Raw genomic sequence first — 16,709 nt, 5'->3', positions numbered from 1 at the left:
CCCGAGCACTATATCAGAATTATGCTAATTAGATAGTGAATTGCAGAAAAAATCTGCAATTCACTCCAGCGGTGCCAATAAACTCTGCAACATTTGCTCATTTAGACGCGTTTCCGTTGCATCCATACTACCGTCCAGAATACCCGCTGCCAGTGCCTGTTTGCTTTGCTGCAACTCTACAATCTTCTCTTCAATAGAACCTTGCGCTATTAGACGGTATACAAACACGGGTTTATCCTGGCCAATGCGATACGCCCGGTCGGTGGCTTGCGCCTGTGCTGCCGGATTCCACCAGGGATCAAAATGAATCACCGTATCCGCTTCAGTTAAATTCAGACCCGTTCCCCCTGCCTTGAGGCTAATGAGGAACACCCGATTTTTACCCTGCTTAAAGCGCGCGATTTGAGCTTCTCTATCCAGAGTTTCGCCGGTGAGTTTACTGTAGGCAATGCCCATGTCGTCCAGCGTGGTAGCGATTAAACCCAACATGCTGCTGAATTGGGAGAAAATCAGAATGTTACGACCATCTTCCAACAATCCCGGCAACTGGCTTACTAACCAGTCTAACTTGGCCGATTGTGACAATCGCTTGGCGCCAACCTGATTCAACAGCTGAGGATGGCAGCAAATCTGGCGTAACTTGAGCATCGCATCCAGAATTTCAATCTGGCTATGTTTAAACCCTTTTGCCGCAATAATTTTGTTCAGTGAGGCGTCAATGCTTACACGCACTGACTCATATAACTGAGCTTGCTTTTCTTCCAATGGAATACTTTGCAAAATTTCGGTTTTACCCGGTAATTCAGTGGCAATCTGTTGTTTTTGGCGACGCAGAATGAATGGACGGACTCGCTCAACCAGCAACGCGCGGCGGGCTTCATTACGTTGTCGTTCAATCGGTGCACGGAATAATCGATTAAACTGGCTTTGCGAGCCCAGCAATCCGGGCTGTAACAAATTAAACTGTGCCCACAGTTCGCCAAGATGGTTTTCAATAGGTGTGCCACTTAACGCAATAATTTGTTCGAAACGCAGACTTTGCAGTACCCGATACAATTTAGTTGATGGATTTTTCAGGGATTGTGCCTCATCCAGCACCAGCAGACTGAATAGCTGTTGTTGGTACACATTCCAATCCCTCAAAAGCAGCGGGTAGCTTGTCACAATCACATCGCTGTTTTGCAACGAATCGGCATCGGCACCGCGCTTGGGGCCATGCAACAATTGGACGTTCAGAGCCGGCGCAAAGCGTTTAATTTCCGCTTTCCAGTTAAATATGACGCTAGTTGGCGCCAGCACCAGTGCCGGTTGAGTCAATTTATTCTGCTCTTTGAGCGCCAGTAAATGGGCCAGTACCTGCAGGGTTTTACCCAATCCCATATCATCTGCCAGTAAGCCGCCCACCCCTGCCTGATACAGGAACTGCATCCAGCGTAGTCCTTCCCTCTGATAGGGGCGTAATGTGGCTTGCAATTTGGTTGGCAACACAACCTCAGGGATGGTTTGCAACGCCTGCAGCTTTTTCTCTATTTTGCTGTTTTTTTCGCTACGGCCAGCCAATGATTCGATGGCAGGCAGCGCCGCGGCAAGCCGATGTGCGGGCAAATTTAACTGACCATGCTTATCAATGCTGTTGGGCAGCTGCAACTCAAGAAACTGCTGAACCAGTGGCCTTAGCGTTGCAGACGATAACGCAATGGCCTGCCCCGGAGCTAACTGCACATAAATATTGTCAGGGATAGTCTGCGAAATACCCAGCCAGTCAGCTATATCGGTTTGTTGCAACGCCCCCTGTAACAAAGGTAACAGGGCGATTTTTTGTCCTTCCACCTCTACCTGCATTGCCACGGAAAAGTAACGGTTACTTTGCTCACTAATAGTCAGGTCAATATCATCGATCGTATCGATAACCCGGTAATAAAAACCTTTCGCTACCTCGATTTGCCAACCGGCATTTCTCCATAGTGGCAGCGCCTCCGCCAACAGGCGAAACCAATCACCAGCAGGTAAATGCATCTGAAAATGCTGCAATACCTTCCATTGACTGCTCACGGGCGCGTACGCCCGCAGTCCCCAGCGATTAAGTTCCTGCAATGCGGATTGTTCAGCATCGGTATGTCGATAGATTAGTTTGCCATCAAGTGATTTATACGTTGGTGAGGGATCGGTAGGGTTTACTCTAATTCCGTCATAATCAAACTCTACCCTGACTACGCCAAGCTTAGGCTTGGTTGCCTGACCAAATATACTTAAACAGACATTAGGCTCGGGTACCCTGGAGGTTTCTAAGGTAGGCGTCTTCGCTAATAGGGGATGGTCCTGGCCCAAACGCTGAGCCAGTTTGGGCAGAATCCAACTTAATTGCGCCGCTTCAATCAGAGGGAAACTCACCAACCATTGTGCAGCCTGCGCGGCAACGTCAGACTGCAATAGTCCCATGCTGCCATCTGTGCGTAAGTAGGAGGGCGGACACGTGGCAAGAATCTGTGTCACGTCCTCACAAACAGGTTTCAATTGGATAAAATGGTTTTCGGTGACCTCCCACCGAAAATCAAGTGGTTGCGCCTCGCTCCAGATGAGCTCCTGTGTATGGGGTTGCTGCCAATATGCTCGCCCACTGGCGACAATACGCTGCAATAAATCAGCATGATACAAACACCCATCCGTGTGGCGGAAATGGGCGATATCTGCGCACAAATAACGCTCTTGCTGACTCATCCAATCAAAATGTAAGCCGCTCTCGGGTAAATGCACAGGTCGCGACGCCTCACTCAACTCACCATTTTTTTTGAACTGGCTGACAAACACGCTTACGGCATAGCCCAATCCAGCTAAACCAGGCCGTGTCGACAACACGAACATCAGGCATTTAGCTGAATCTGTCGTCGGTTGAGGGGCAATAGTCGGCTGTTCCAACCAAACAGACAGCTGTTGATCAGAAACAGCAATCGTTTCGGTAGAGTCTTGCCAGGCTGCATGCACAATCGCGGCAGCATGTTGACAAAATTGCCCAACGGGGCAACTGCACAAACACTGTAATTTTTTATCGCGGGCAGTGATGGCAACGTCATATTCCCGATCACCCTGTTCATTAGTAACCAGTCCGGTCAGTTCCTGACGCTGGTCGTCAAGTGATACATGGGTCACCAGTCCGGCTTCAAAAATAGCCTGACCACGCTGCCAGTTGCGCTGAGTAAATAATTTGGCCAGACGTGCTTGTTGTAACATGTATCGATAATCCTACTCGCGTGCCAAGCTGGCGTGCTTTTCTTCCAAAACTCGCTAGTCTACCAGCATAGTGGAACTGGGTTTTACTACTTTTCGCCCCTGGAAATAGAAAAGGCGCCTCTAAGGCGCCTCGACGACAAACATCACCGTTATGGTTGGTAAGATACCGTCATATCCAGACCGGAGAATGTGCTATAGGCACGAACACCAATGTGCCATGTACCGGCAGTTGGGTTTGTGAAGCTACAACTTTCCGTGTTACCACTCTTATATGGACGGCAATCATAGCTACTGGTTGTAGGCTGCGCACCAAAACGCACATACAGATCAGCATCTCCACTACCGTTCGCTGTGTTTACACTAAACGTCGACATACCCGCGGGCACATCGAGAGTGTAATATTTCCAGGTACCCTTGCTGGCTGCGATATCATTGATGGTTGTGGTGTAACCTGTGGCTCCACCGCCGCCACCAGTGCTACCTTCCGTGAAACTTCCCACCAGACTTACACCACTGAATGCGCTGTAGCCGATCAGCTTAACGTAGTATGTTCCTGCCTGAGCAGTGCTAATCGGACAACTCTCGCTATTTCCACTCTTATAAGGGCGACAGTCATAACTACTGGTGGTTGGCTCTGAACCAAACTTCACATATAGATCCGCATCACCGCTACCGCCAGACATATTGAAGCTCAGGCCAGTCGCCCCAGCAGGTACATCCAGAGTAAAGAGTAGTTGCTCGTTTTGGCTACCTGATAAGCCGGTTTTAGCCACACCGTTTTCCAGTGAATTATCAGAGCCACCGCCGCTGCCGCCACCAGAGCCACAGTTTAACGCCATATAATCAGATGCGGCCTTGGCTTGTACCAAACCGTATCCTGTGCGGTCATCACGACCAGCGACATCAAGATCCATAGCCGTTGCTTTAAGTGCAGTACGCACCTGTGCAGCGGTACAATCCAGATTATTACTCCATGCAAGTGCAGCCACAGCAGTCACGTGTGGCGTCGCCATTGAGGTACCATTGTAATAGGCGTAATCCTGATTACCGGTCACAGACAGAGTCGCACTCTGACCAGCCTTGGCCAATAAAGCCTGACCTACTGTGCGGTTAACCGATACGGTGGGCACATCAACAGCGCCTGTCGCATCCACAAGGAAAGGATTCTGCAAGCCCGGACGTTCCGTATTGCTGTACACTACGACACCTGCCGCACCCGCATCGGCACACGCCTTCGCTGCATTCACTTCAGGATAACTGGTACCTTGATTAGCATTACGCTCAGCTACACAGATCTTGCCAGTCATGCTGCCGCAGCTATATGTACTGCCTGAACGACTACAAGAGGCTAACGTGCCTGACACGGTGCCATTAATATCACTGACAACATAGCTGCTGCCGCTTTGTACATACCGGGACTGCGGTACGACACCCTGTTCTGTGTATGAGGTTGTGCCTACAGTTAAACTACCAAGACGACCGTCTCCCGCCACGGTAGACAGGATAGCCTCACCAGGACCTGAGATTTCAACCTGCGGCGTGTATTGCGAAAACTCGGCGTGCTGACCATTTTCATCCACCGCAGCTACCGCCATAACGGTGTCATAAGACGCAGGATAAGACAGGCTGGCGTCACCATCGTTACCCGATGCGGCAATCAATAAAACGCCTGCTGCGGTTGCTGCTTCCAGACCATTTTTTTCTGAAGTGCTTGAAGACGGGCCACCTAAACTCATATTAACCACGTCGGCACCATTGTTGACGCAGGTGTTTACTGCCGTAACCAAATCTGAAGAATATCCCCAACCTGATTCGTTAAACACTTTTACGATATGCAGATTTACCTGTGTATTTGGCAATACGCCTTTAACACCAATGCTATTGTTCACCGCAGCAATCGTCCCGGCCACGTGAGATCCATGTGACCCTCCAGCCTGATACCAGTTACCTGTGCCTGAGTCGTTAGTACCTGTGGCATTGTTGGCACTGAGATCCGGATTCGATGCATCATAGCCAGAATCGATAATACAGACGGTTAATGCACCTGCAGCTGAATCACTTAATTGCGCAGCCTGCACAGCTGTGTATCCCCAAGGTGTGCTTTGCGCCATCAGGAAACGTACGGGATCTTCCTCAACAAACTTAACGTTTTTGTCTGCTCGCAGGCTGTTAAGAAGTGCCTTTTTCTCGTCTTTACTGAGTTTCTCTTCCAGTTTCAGAACATGTTTACCCTTGGCCAGCTTGCGCTCATAGCGCATAGCTTTTTTAAGCTCTTTGGCCAAACGTTTGGTTTCTTTTTTTGCTTCTTTGGTCGAGTCAAATTCAATAATATATTGGTCAGACTCGATTTCCGCTGCTTGTTGACGTTGCGCTTGTAACCACGCATTGAAATGCTGGTCCGCGGCAGAGTCACCTCGTTTGATTTGTTCGACTTCTTTGAGTTCACCTGCAGATGCTGCTGCCGATAGTGAACACGCCGTGATAACGGCTATGGCGGTTTTGGTCAGGCCCTGGAACTGACTCAATTTATTTTTATTCATATTATTTCTACTTAGTTATTATTTTAATTAACTGCCGCAAAGCAGCACTTTTTCTCCTTGTCTATCAATAACTTCCATCTTCCATTTGATGTATATGACCGATAAGACATCGGACACACTACGCAATCTTTTAACATAACATAATTACTTTTTTACATAACATATTCCCAAAAAGAATTAGCAATAACATCTCAGACTCGAACAATAATTTCTGAAAGCGCTTACCTGCCGAATTTTATTGGGCAAATAAAAAGCCCCGCAGAATGCGGGGCCTTTTTAAATCAGTCATCTGACCAGATTATTTTTTCTTCGCTTTCGGGTTTGGCAGATCCGTGATGCTGCCTTCAAAAATTTCTGCCGCCAGACCAATAGACTCGTTAAGCGTTGGGTGAGCATGAATAGTCAATGCCACATCCTCTGCATCCGCGCCCATTTCGACTGCCAGACCAATTTCACCCAGCATCTCACCGGCATTGATACCTACCATGGCACCACCAATCACGCGGCCATTATCTTTATCGAAGATTAACTTGGTCATACCTTCGGTACGGCCAGAGGCGATGGCACGGCCTGAAGCTGCCCATGGGAAGGTTGCCGTCTCGTAAGCAATGCCTTTGTCTTTCGCTTCCTTCTCTGTCACACCAACCCACGCAATTTCAGGGTCAGTGTACGCAACTGAAGGAATACACTTAGGATCAAAGTAATGTTTCTTACCGGCGATAACCTCAGCAGCCACATGGCCTTCATGCACGGCTTTGTGCGCCAGCATTGGCTGACCAACCAAATCGCCAATGGCAAAAATGTGATTCACATTCGTGCGCATTTGCTTGTCTACCGCGATGAAACCACGGTCATCAACCGCCACACCGGCCTTATCTGCATCCAGCAATTTACCGTTTGGTTTACGACCCACAGCCACCAATACTTTGTCATAACGCACTGGCTCAGCAGGCGCTTGCTTGCCTTCAAAGCTCACATACAGACCGTCGTCTTTAGCTTCGACTGCAGTCACTTTGGTTTCCAGCATCACGTTAAACTTATCTTTAACGTATTTCTGGTAAACCTTGATAATGTCTTTATCCGCAGCAGGTACTAATTGGTCCAGGAACTCAACGACATCAATCTCGCTACCCAGTGCTTTGTACACTGTGCCCATTTCCAGACCGATGATACCACCTCCCAGCACCAGCATTTTGGCTGGCACATCTTTCAGTTCCAACGCACCAGTTGAGTCAATAACACGTGGGTCATTTTGCGGAATGAAAGGCAGAGAAACAGGCTCAGAACCCGCTGCAATAATGGCATTATCAAAAGTGATTTTGGTTTTGCCGTCTTTGCCGTCCACTTCCAGCGTGTTAGAACCAGTGAACTTACCATAGCCCTGTACATGCTGAACTTTACGCATTTTTGACATGCCCGCCAGACCTTTAGTCAGCTGGCCAATCACGCTGTCTTTCCAACCACGGATCTTGTCTAAATCAATTTGAGGCTCGCCAAACACAACACCGTGGTGTGCCATTTCTTTGGCATCGTCGATCACTTTTGCCACATGCAATAATGCTTTTGACGGGATACAACCCACGTTCAGACACACCCCACCCAGGGTGTCGCGCGCATCGACCAGTACCGTATCGATGCCCAGATCAGCGGCACGGAAAGCAGCAGAATATCCACCGGGACCTGCTCCCAATACCACCAGTTGTGTTTTAATTTCGCTCATGAGTGACCTCAATATTTTGTAGAGTAACCAGACGCGCAAATTCTACCCAAGCGCACCTGTATTAGTAAAATCAATAATATAACAAAGCCGGTGAATCTCACCGGCCAGTATCAGTTACAGCAATAATTGGCGAATATCGCCCAGTACGTTACGTAAATGCACAGCAAATCGAGCCGCTACCGCGCCATCGATCACCCGGTGATCATAAGACAGTGATAATGGCACCATCAGACGTGGTTCAAACTCTTTACCATTCCATACCGGTTTAATATCGCTGCGCGATACACCCAATATGGCGACATCAGGTGCATTTACAATAGGGGTGAACTTGGTTCCACCGATCCCACCAAGGCTTGAAATCGTCATACTGCTGCCCTGCATATCCGCGGCTTTTAATTTACCGTCGCGGGCTTTGACACTGATTTCCATCAGTTCACGGGATAATTCGTGAATACCTTTCTTATCCACGTCGCGCACTACCGGCACGACCAGACCGGCTGGCGTATCAACTGCGATCCCGATGTGGCAGAACTTCTTCTGGATCAGGCTTTCACCACTTTCAGACAGCGAAGAGTTGAATACCGGATAGGCTCTCAACGCGTCGGCCACCGCTTTCATCATAAATACCAGCGGGGTGATCTTCACATCCAGCTTTTTCTTCGCAGCAAGATCATTCTGCTCTTTGCGGAATGCCTCAAGTTCAGTGATATCCGCTTCTTCAAACTGCGTCACATGAGGGATAGTCACCCAGTTGCGATGCAGGTTAGGACCGGAAATCTTCTGAATACGTGTCAGTGGCACTTCTTCCACTTCACCGAACTTACTGAAATCCACTTTCGGTGGTGGCAATACCTGCAAGCCACCACTGCCCGCTGCCACGGACGAACTGGCGGTCATCTTCGGACGCGACAGTTCATATTTCACGTAGGACTTCACGTCTTCTGGCTGAATACGCCCTTTGCGACCTGTACCTTTAACCTGGGTTAAATCCACGCCAAATTCCCGTGCAATGCGACGCACTGAAGGCGATGCATGCACTTTGCCGCTATGCGGTTTGTCACCCGCGGACGGATGATGAGGTACTGGTGGTGCTTTCGGTGCAGATGGGGCAACGGATGCGGTCACCGTATCGTTGCTCTTTGCCGCCGGCGCTGGTGCAGCCGGTGCAGCCGGTTTACTGCCACTGACCTGCATGGTCAGAACCAGTGAGCCTTTGGACACTTTGTCACCCACTTTTACTTTAACATCGACCACTTTACCGGCCTTCGGCGCAGGGACATCCATGGTCGCTTTATCGGTTTCCAGAGTAATCAGGCCCTGCTCAGCTGCGATCTCATCACCTGAGGCAACTAATACCTCGATGACATCCACATCGGCAGCATCACCAATATCCGGCACAGTTACCTCAATCACTTCATCACCGACTACCTGACCGGCCTCAGCGGGCTCTGCGGGTGCAGCAGGTGCAGTACTGGTTGTCTCACCATTTGCAGCGGTTTCCAGCATCAGCACCAGTGAGCCTTTCGACACTTTGTCACCCACTTTTACGTTAATCGATTTCACCACACCGGCTTGTGGCGCCGGCACGTCCATGGTCGCTTTATCGGTTTCCAGGGTGATAAGACCCTGTTCGGCCTCAATGCGATCGCCTTCGGCGACCAGCACTTCGATGACATCGACATTTTCTGCATCACCGATGTCTGGCACGGTCACTTCAATCACCTGCGATGCAGCTGGGCTGGCAGCAGGTGCAGAAGCAGGAGCTGGCGAAGATGCAGCCGGCTCAGTTACTTCACTGGCTGCCGTTGCAGCGCTTTGACCCGCTTCCATCTTAATGATCAGCGTATCCTGGCTGACTTTGTCGCCAACCTTGACCAGAATCTCAGCAACCTTACCGGCAAACGGTGCCGGGATATCCATGCTTGCTTTATCGCTTTCTACCGTAATCAGAGACGCTTCTGCATCCACTGTGTCGCCAACCGCAACACAGATTTCGATCACTTCAACCGCTTCGCCACCGACATCCGGGACTAATACGTCTTTTAATTCAGCCATATTAATAACTCCTCGTGTCCGTTAGGCGTAAAGTGGATTGAGCTTGTCAGCATCAATGCCATAGTCTTTGATGACTTTTGCCAACGCTTTGCCATCAAACTCACCGGCCTTAACCAACTCATGCAGTGTGGCCACAACAATAAACTGTGCGTCCACTTCAAAGTGACGACGCAGGTTAGCGCGGCTGTCGGAGCGTCCAAACCCGTCCGTACCTAACACTTTGTACTGACCTGGAACAAAGGCTCGAACCTGATCTGCATAGGCTTTGACATAGTCAGTCGCCGCAATCGTTGGGCCATCAAAGCCTTTTTCCAGCACTTCAGTGATATATGCCTTACGTGGTTTGGCTGTTGGGTGCAGCATGTTGTAACGCTCCGCATCCAGACCATCACGGCCCAGTTCATTGAACGAGGTCACGCTGTAAACTTCAGAACTGATGTTGAAATCGTTTTTCAGGATCTCGGCCGCATCGCGTACCTGACGCAAAATGGTACCGGAACCCAGTAACTTCACTTTGTGTTTGGCTTTGCTGGCGGTCAAGGTATCCAGCTTGTAGATCCCTTTAATAATGCCTTCCTGACTGCCTTCAGGCATCGCTGGTTGAACATAGTTTTCGTTCATCACTGTCAGGTAATAAAAGACGTTTTCCTGTTCGCCAAACATACGACGGATACCGTCTTGCACTATCACTGCTACTTCATAGCCATAGGTTGGATCATAAGTAATGCAGTTCGGGATCAGATTAGCCTGAATATGCGAATGACCATCCTGATGCTGCAAGCCTTCGCCATTTAACGTTGTACGACCTGCCGTACCACCAACCAGGAAGCCTCGCGCCTGACTATCACCTGCTGCCCAGGCTAAATCGCCCACGCGCTGGAAACCAAACATAGAGTAATAGATGTAGACCGGGATCATCGGCTCGTCGTTGGTCGAGTATGAAGTACCGGCAGCTAACCAGGATGACATAGCACCCAGTTCGTTGATGCCTTCCTGCAATACCTGGCCTTTCTTATCTTCGCGATAATACGCCACTTGATCTGAGTCTTGCGGCTCATACTTCTGACCCTGACTGGAATAGATCCCAACCTGACGGAACAAGCCTTCCATACCAAAGGTACGCGCCTCATCCGGAATGATTGGTACAACCCGTGAACCAATCTTTTTGTCTTTGAGCATCGCCGTCAGTACCCGCACGAAAGCCATCGTGGTCGAGATTTCACGCTCGCCCGAACCGTTAGTAATAGCTTCGAAGGCTTTTAAATCTGGCGTGTCAAAATGCTTGGTACTTTGCGGCAAACGGCGCGGCATAAAGCCATGCAGCGCATCACGACGCTCGCGCAGATATTTCATTTCTACGCTGTCGTCATCGAAACGGAAGTAAGGGAAGTCCTTCAGCGCTTCATCTGAAACAGGAATGTTAAAACGATCACGGTAGTGTTTGACCGCTTCCAAATCCATTTTCTTAACGTTGTGGGCGATGTTCTTACCTTCACCCGCAGCGCCCATGCCATAACCTTTTACGGTTTTTGCCAGAATGACCTGTGGACGACCCTGAGTATTCTTCGCCTTATGATAAGCGGCGTACACTTTCACTGGATCGTGACCACCACGGTTTAAACGCCAGATGTCTTCGTCAGACATATTAGCGACCATTTCTTTCAACTCCGGATACTTACCGAAGAAGTTATCGCGGGTGTATTTGCCGCCTTTGGCTTTGTAGTTCTGATATTCACCGTCAACGGTTTCGTTCATCAGTTCAATCAGTTTGCCGGAGGTATCGCGGGCAAATAATGGATCCCAATAACGTCCCCACACCACTTTAATCACTTCCCAGCCAGCGCCACGGAAGGTGCCTTCCAGCTCCTGAATGATTTTGCCGTTACCACGTACCGGCCCATCCAAACGCTGCAGGTTACAGTTAATCACAAATGTCAGGTTATCCAGACCTTCACGGCTGGCCAAACCGATGGCACCCAATGATTCAGGTTCGTCCACCTCGCCGTCACCCATAAAGCACCAGACACGCTGTTCGGAACAATCTTTAATGCCGCGATCGGTCAGGTACTTCAGGAAACGGGCCAAATAAATCGCCTGCATCGGGCCTAGGCCCATAGACACAGTCGGGAATTGCCAGAAGTCAGGCATCAATCGCGGGTGTGGGTAAGAAGACAAGCCTTGGCCATCGGCTTCCTGACGGAATTTGTCCAGCTGCGCACTGCTCAGACGACCTTCCACGAACGCGCGTGAATAGATACCTGGGGAGACATGGCCCTGTACAAACAGGAAATCGCCGCCATCTTTATCATTCGGCGCACGGAAAAAGTGGTTGAAGCCCACATCGTACAACATGGCAGAAGACGCGAAACTGGAAATATGACCACCCAAGTCCAGTTCTTTTTTAGAACCACGCACCACCATCATCATGGCATTCCAGCGAATCGCGCTACGGATACGTGCTTCGATGCTCTGGTCGCCCGGCATCGTAGGTTCCTGACCGGCAGGAATGGTATTTACATATGCGGTAGTGGCGTCATACGGCAAATGCGCGCCACTGCGGCGCGCTTTTTCAATCAGACTTTCCAGCAGAAAATGCGCGCGCTCGGGTCCTTCTTCGTCAAGAACCGCTTCTAACGCGTCGATCCATTCCTGGGTTTCTTGTGGATCCAGGTCTGTTTGCATCATTTCTGACATGTTGCTTTCCTATGTTGATTAATGCTTGCTGGCAGTAAAGATAGTCGATTGCGTCGTTATTCTCTTTGTCGCACCAGCGCTTTTCATATTCACACTTCGATTCGGCGCAATGCACGTTGCATGCGCGAATCCTGGCGGTTGATGTCCAGTAATGTTTGTTCAATAAATGCCAGGTGAGCATTGCTCGCCTCGCGGGCTGCCTCAGGGTCCCCCTGTTTCACGGCAAGTAAAATCTGTTTACGTTGACTACCAATCCGGGCCTGACTGGCAGGTTCTGCTTCCAACATGCGCAAGTTACGTTCAATGTTGTCCTGCAGCGCCGCCTTTAAGCTTTTAAACACGCCCAGTAATACCTGATTGTGTGCCGCTTCGGCTAAGCGCATATAAAAATCCGCCAGCGCCCGAGCCTGTGCACAATAGTCCTTTTCCCGGGCAAGCTGCATCTGATCGAAAGCATGCTCTATGGCGTCAATTTCACTTTTTTCCGCCCGTAGCGCGGCGTAATAGGCCGCCATGCCTTCCAGCGTATGACGAAACTCAAGCAGGTCAAACTGGGTTTCAGGATCCATATTTAGAAGAGGGAGCAACGGGCTATCCGGCGACGTCTGAGACTCCTGCACATACGTACCGCCGCCCTGGCGACGCACCACCATGCCCTTTGCTTCCAGCTTTTGAATCGCTTCACGTACCGACGGTCGAGACACATCAAAGCGTACTGCCAATTCCCGTTCAGATGGCAATTTTTGTCCCGCACGCCATGTGCCTGCCGCCAGCATTTCTTCCAGCTTTTGCAGAATCACATCAGAAAGTTTTTGCGGTTTGATTAAGTTTGCCATGCGCTCGCGTTACATTGGTCTTACCAATTAGCCTTATAGCTTACGGCATGTTAAGAAAAAGATCCAATCCGACCACCAAAAGCGAAATATCTGGCGAATTTATCGCCAAATATTTCTACGATTGATTAACAATCACCAACATAATTGGTCTTACCAATTATCCCAAGAGCCCGGAAATGGTCAAAATAGAGATGAACACCAGTAAAAAAAGCATGGTACGTTTAGCCAGTTGCAGCATTGTAACCGGTTCAACGCTTGTGTCTTGTGGGGAGACGTGATCTTCCGCCGCGCGACCTACTGCACATAGCAGCGTTAACGCACTGGTTTTCGTATCACCCAAATAGCCAAGCCACACCGGAAACGCGCGGGAAAAATTGCCCATCAACACATAGCCCAGCGCCACGATACGCACGGGGATCCAATCGAGTATTTTTACAATGTCATGACACTGACGCGTATATGGATGCTCTATGTGTTCGAAAATTTGCAATAAATTCCTTGCCACTACGTACAACACCGCCCCCGTCGCACCGCATGCAGCGAACCACAAAATCACGGCCGCGTAGTGACGATAATTTATCCACATCAGGGTCTGCCCAAAACTCATCCCACGATTTTCGTCATGGCCCATTTGGTCCGCGTGTAAGCAACAGGCTTCGGTATCGCCCCGGTTTACCGCCTGCAGATATTGACGATACTCCTGCCGCTCTTCAGGACACCCTAAGCATACAAACAGCACCGCCAGAGAAAATAAAAACTCCAGAAAAATACCCGGAAGTAGCCAGATTACTAATGCTGTCAGCAGCGCCGGTAGGGCAATCCATACCCATACCATACCGAGTGAACTTTTTTCGTCTTTACCCAAATACTGGCTGAATCCCCGCACATACATACCCATGTAGGTGCGCGCCTGCCAAAGACGCGGTTTATCCACGACCCGTTCCAGCGCCAATGCCAGCAATAAACTCAATAAAATCATAACGACGCCTCTGTTAGTCCTGTGCGAAATTTGGCCCAGTCAAATGCCACACCTGGGTCTGTTTTACGCCCCGGGGCGATATCCTCATGCCCGACAATCCTGCCCATGGTGATGGCTGGGAAGCTGCCTTGCAAACATTTGCTCAATAAAATCAATTGTTTATATTGTTCTTCAGTGTAAGGCACATCATCCGCCCCTTCCAACTCAATGCCGATCGAATAGTCATTACAGCGCGACCTGCCCTGAAACACTGATTTACCCGCGTGCCAGGCACGCTGCCCGAAATTAACAAACTGGACGAACTCCCCGTCTCTACGAATTAACCCATGGGCCGACACTTCCAGTTGATAAATATCAGCAAAATACGGATGCGCCTGAGGGTCTAGCTGGCCGGTAAATAATTCGAATATATGTGGGCCACCGAATTGCCGGGGTGGTAAGGAAATATTATGAACAACCAGCAACGAAATCTCCGTCGCCACCGGTCTCGCATCACTAAAAGGCGAGATAATCTGACGGGCATTCTCCAGCCATCCGCCGCGAATTTGCATTGTCATTCTTAAAAGTCCTTGAATTTAGGGTATTATCTGCCAATTCATCGTCGACGCAACTACGACCAGATATTATGAATCATGATCCAAACCAGAAAACCGGTAAATGGATGTTGGCAATTGGCTGGATCTGCGCCCTGGGTTTATTAACCCTGTATTTTGACGATTTTCTGGCAGAAAAATTTAATCCCAACCAGCAACCGCAATCCAGTGTCAGTCGTGACTATATCGAAGTGCAGCTTAAACAAAACCGTCAGGGACATTACGTGGCCAGCGGCACGATAAATGGCGTAGCAGTCACGTTTTTATTGGACACAGGTGCCACTGAAGTGTCCATTCCGGCGCATTTACAAGAAAAGCTGCAGTTGCAGGCGGGTTATTCCGCGACGGTGTCCACCGCCAATGGCAATATTCGGGTTTACGATACTCAGATTCCGGTTTTGACTCTGGGTAACATTACTCTGCATAACGTTGACGCACATTTGAATCCCGGCTTTCGCAGTGACGAAATACTGCTGGGCATGAGCGTGTTGCGTCAACTTGACTTTGAACAACGTGATCGCACGCTTTTACTTAAACAACCACGACCCTATGACTCTACAACAACATATTAAAACCGGCGTACACCACGCCCTGCTGGAAGATCTTGGCTGTGCCGATTTTCATGATGCCGATATCACTGCCAGTTTAATCCCAGCTGATAAAACGGCGACAGCCACCATTATTACCCGGGAGTCCTGTGTTATCGCCGGCCGGCCCTGGGTGGATGAAGTGTTTCATCAAATGGGCGGTGAGGTGCAATTAAACTGGTTATGTCAGGATGGTGACCACCTGCAGGCAAATGCGCCGATTGTTACTCTGACCGGGCCAGCCCGCACTATCCTTACTGGCGAGCGCACGGCGCTGAATTTTTTGCAAACCCTCTCGGCTACTGCGACGGTCACCGCAGAGTATGTCGCGATTTTGGCCGGCAGTAAAACGCGTCTGTTGGACACCCGTAAGACACTTCCTGGTATGCGTCAGGCACAAAAATATGCCGTACGCTGCGGAGGTGGCTTAAATCATCGCATCGGCTTGTACGATGCCTTTCTGATTAAAGAGAATCACATTGCCGCCTGTGGCTCAATCGAACAGGCTGTTTTTACTGCACGTCAACTACATAGCGACAAGCAAGTCGAAGTGGAAGTAGAAAATATGGATGAGCTTGCCCAGGCCATTGATGCGGGTGCTGACATTATTATGCTGGATAACTTCAGTAATCCGATGATTGAACAAGCCGTGGCTATCAACGCGGGACGAGCGAAATTAGAGGTATCGGGTAATGTTGAGGCCGACCGATTGCGCGAGCTAGCGGGGCTTGGCGTGGACTATGTCTCCTCAGGTGCACTGACCAAACATGTCAGAGCCATCGACCTATCATTACGTATTTTGTAAATAACATTGTATTAAGCACATGTTTTTACTAATGTTTTGACGGCTGGTTGTCGATAGATCGGAAAAGCATACACCTGAGTATTCTTTTGCATACTTGTTCAGAATAGCAACCCATCTATACTGGAACTGTGCGAAGGAGAGAGGCCGCTGATAAACGACCTATCATCGCCACTTGACTGACAACCTAATTACTTTCTGACCAAGAGACTGCATCGGTGATGCAACAGGAGACTGACATGAAATCTACTCAAATGACCAACAGCAAAGGTTTTACTCTGATCGAATTGATGATCGTAGTAGCCATCATCGGTATTCTGGCGGTAATCGCTCTGCCTGCTTACCAAAACTTCACTGATAAAGCTAAATTCAGCGAGCTGACCAATGCATCTGCGGGTCTGAAAACCTCTGTCGAAATTTGTACTCAGGTAACTGGCGACATCACCACTTGTGACGGCGGTGCACAAGGTATCCCTGCTGACGTAGCAGCTGCTGCTGGCGTAGTCGGTCTGGCAACGGCTGACGGTGTAGTGACTATCTCTGCACCAACTGATGCAACAGGCACTATGGCAGGTGCTAGCTATGTGCTGACTCCAGCTGTTGACGGTACTGGTAAAATCACCTGGACCCCAACTTGTACCCCAGCCACAATGTGCTAATTCTAGAATTAAACAA

At 49.5% G+C, this 16,709-nt stretch carries 11 protein-coding genes; 3 read left to right on the top strand and 8 right to left on the bottom strand.

Annotated elements, in window-relative coordinates:
• Positions 1–60: 60 nt before the first annotated feature.
• The 8 genes from TK45_RS10830 to ampD form a co-directional block, all read right to left on the bottom strand.
• Positions 61–3,228, bottom strand: coding sequence for a DEAD/DEAH box helicase (locus TK45_RS10830; RefSeq protein WP_131258673.1), 3,168 nt, complete (start codon positions 3,226–3,228; stop codon positions 61–63).
• A gap of 149 nt (positions 3,229–3,377) precedes the next feature.
• The gene (locus TK45_RS10825) at positions 3,378–5,768 is read right to left on the bottom strand and encodes a S8 family serine peptidase (RefSeq protein WP_131258672.1); all 2,391 of its coding nucleotides are present in this window, start codon (positions 5,766–5,768) and stop codon (positions 3,378–3,380) included.
• A 298-nt stretch (positions 5,769–6,066) separates the two neighbouring features.
• The gene (gene lpdA, locus TK45_RS10820) at positions 6,067–7,488 is read right to left on the bottom strand and encodes a dihydrolipoyl dehydrogenase (RefSeq protein ID WP_131258671.1); all 1,422 of its coding nucleotides are present in this window, start codon (positions 7,486–7,488) and stop codon (positions 6,067–6,069) included.
• A gap of 114 nt (positions 7,489–7,602) precedes the next feature.
• The gene (aceF, locus tag TK45_RS10815) at positions 7,603–9,543 is read right to left on the bottom strand and encodes a dihydrolipoyllysine-residue acetyltransferase (RefSeq protein ID WP_131258670.1); all 1,941 of its coding nucleotides are present in this window, start codon (positions 9,541–9,543) and stop codon (positions 7,603–7,605) included.
• A 21-nt stretch (positions 9,544–9,564) separates the two neighbouring features.
• A complete protein-coding gene (gene aceE / locus TK45_RS10810) occupies positions 9,565–12,237 on the bottom strand; it encodes a pyruvate dehydrogenase (acetyl-transferring), homodimeric type (RefSeq protein WP_131258669.1) in 2,673 nt (890 codons plus the stop codon).
• An 89-nt stretch (positions 12,238–12,326) separates the two neighbouring features.
• On the bottom strand, positions 12,327–13,073 hold the full coding sequence (locus TK45_RS10805; protein ID WP_131258668.1) for a GntR family transcriptional regulator: 747 nt from the start codon (positions 13,071–13,073) through the stop codon (positions 12,327–12,329).
• A 157-nt stretch (positions 13,074–13,230) separates the two neighbouring features.
• Positions 13,231–14,052 carry a beta-lactamase regulator AmpE gene (gene ampE, locus TK45_RS10800; protein ID WP_131258667.1) on the bottom strand — a complete coding sequence of 274 codons (822 nt, stop codon included), beginning with the start codon at positions 14,050–14,052 and terminating at the stop codon, positions 13,231–13,233.
• Positions 14,049–14,603 carry a 1,6-anhydro-N-acetylmuramyl-L-alanine amidase AmpD gene (gene ampD, locus TK45_RS10795; protein ID WP_217350829.1) on the bottom strand — a complete coding sequence of 185 codons (555 nt, stop codon included), beginning with the start codon at positions 14,601–14,603 and terminating at the stop codon, positions 14,049–14,051. Before ampD ends, ampE begins: the two co-directional genes overlap by 4 nt.
• Before the next feature lie 74 nt (positions 14,604–14,677).
• Here ampD and TK45_RS10790 point away from each other — a divergent pair, with 74 nt between their 5' ends.
• From TK45_RS10790 to TK45_RS10780, 3 genes are all read left to right on the top strand, one after another.
• Complete coding sequence (locus TK45_RS10790; protein WP_131258665.1) at positions 14,678–15,217, top strand: TIGR02281 family clan AA aspartic protease; 540 nt, start codon at positions 14,678–14,680, stop codon at positions 15,215–15,217.
• On the top strand, positions 15,195–16,037 hold the full coding sequence (gene nadC, locus TK45_RS10785; RefSeq protein WP_131258664.1) for a carboxylating nicotinate-nucleotide diphosphorylase: 843 nt from the start codon (positions 15,195–15,197) through the stop codon (positions 16,035–16,037). The genes TK45_RS10790 and nadC overlap by 23 nt, the downstream gene beginning before the upstream one ends.
• Positions 16,038–16,273: 236 nt before the next feature.
• The gene (locus TK45_RS10780) at positions 16,274–16,693 is read left to right on the top strand and encodes a prepilin-type N-terminal cleavage/methylation domain-containing protein (protein ID WP_131258663.1); all 420 of its coding nucleotides are present in this window, start codon (positions 16,274–16,276) and stop codon (positions 16,691–16,693) included.
• Positions 16,694–16,709: the final 16 nt, after the last annotated feature.

The sequence above is a fragment of the Bowmanella sp. JS7-9 genome (genome assembly GCF_004329715.1).
GTDB classification, from domain to species: domain Bacteria; phylum Pseudomonadota; class Gammaproteobacteria; order Enterobacterales; family Alteromonadaceae; genus Pseudobowmanella; species Pseudobowmanella zhangzhouensis.
Note: the sequence above shows the minus strand (reverse complement) of the source record. Positions and strands in the feature narration are given on the sequence as shown.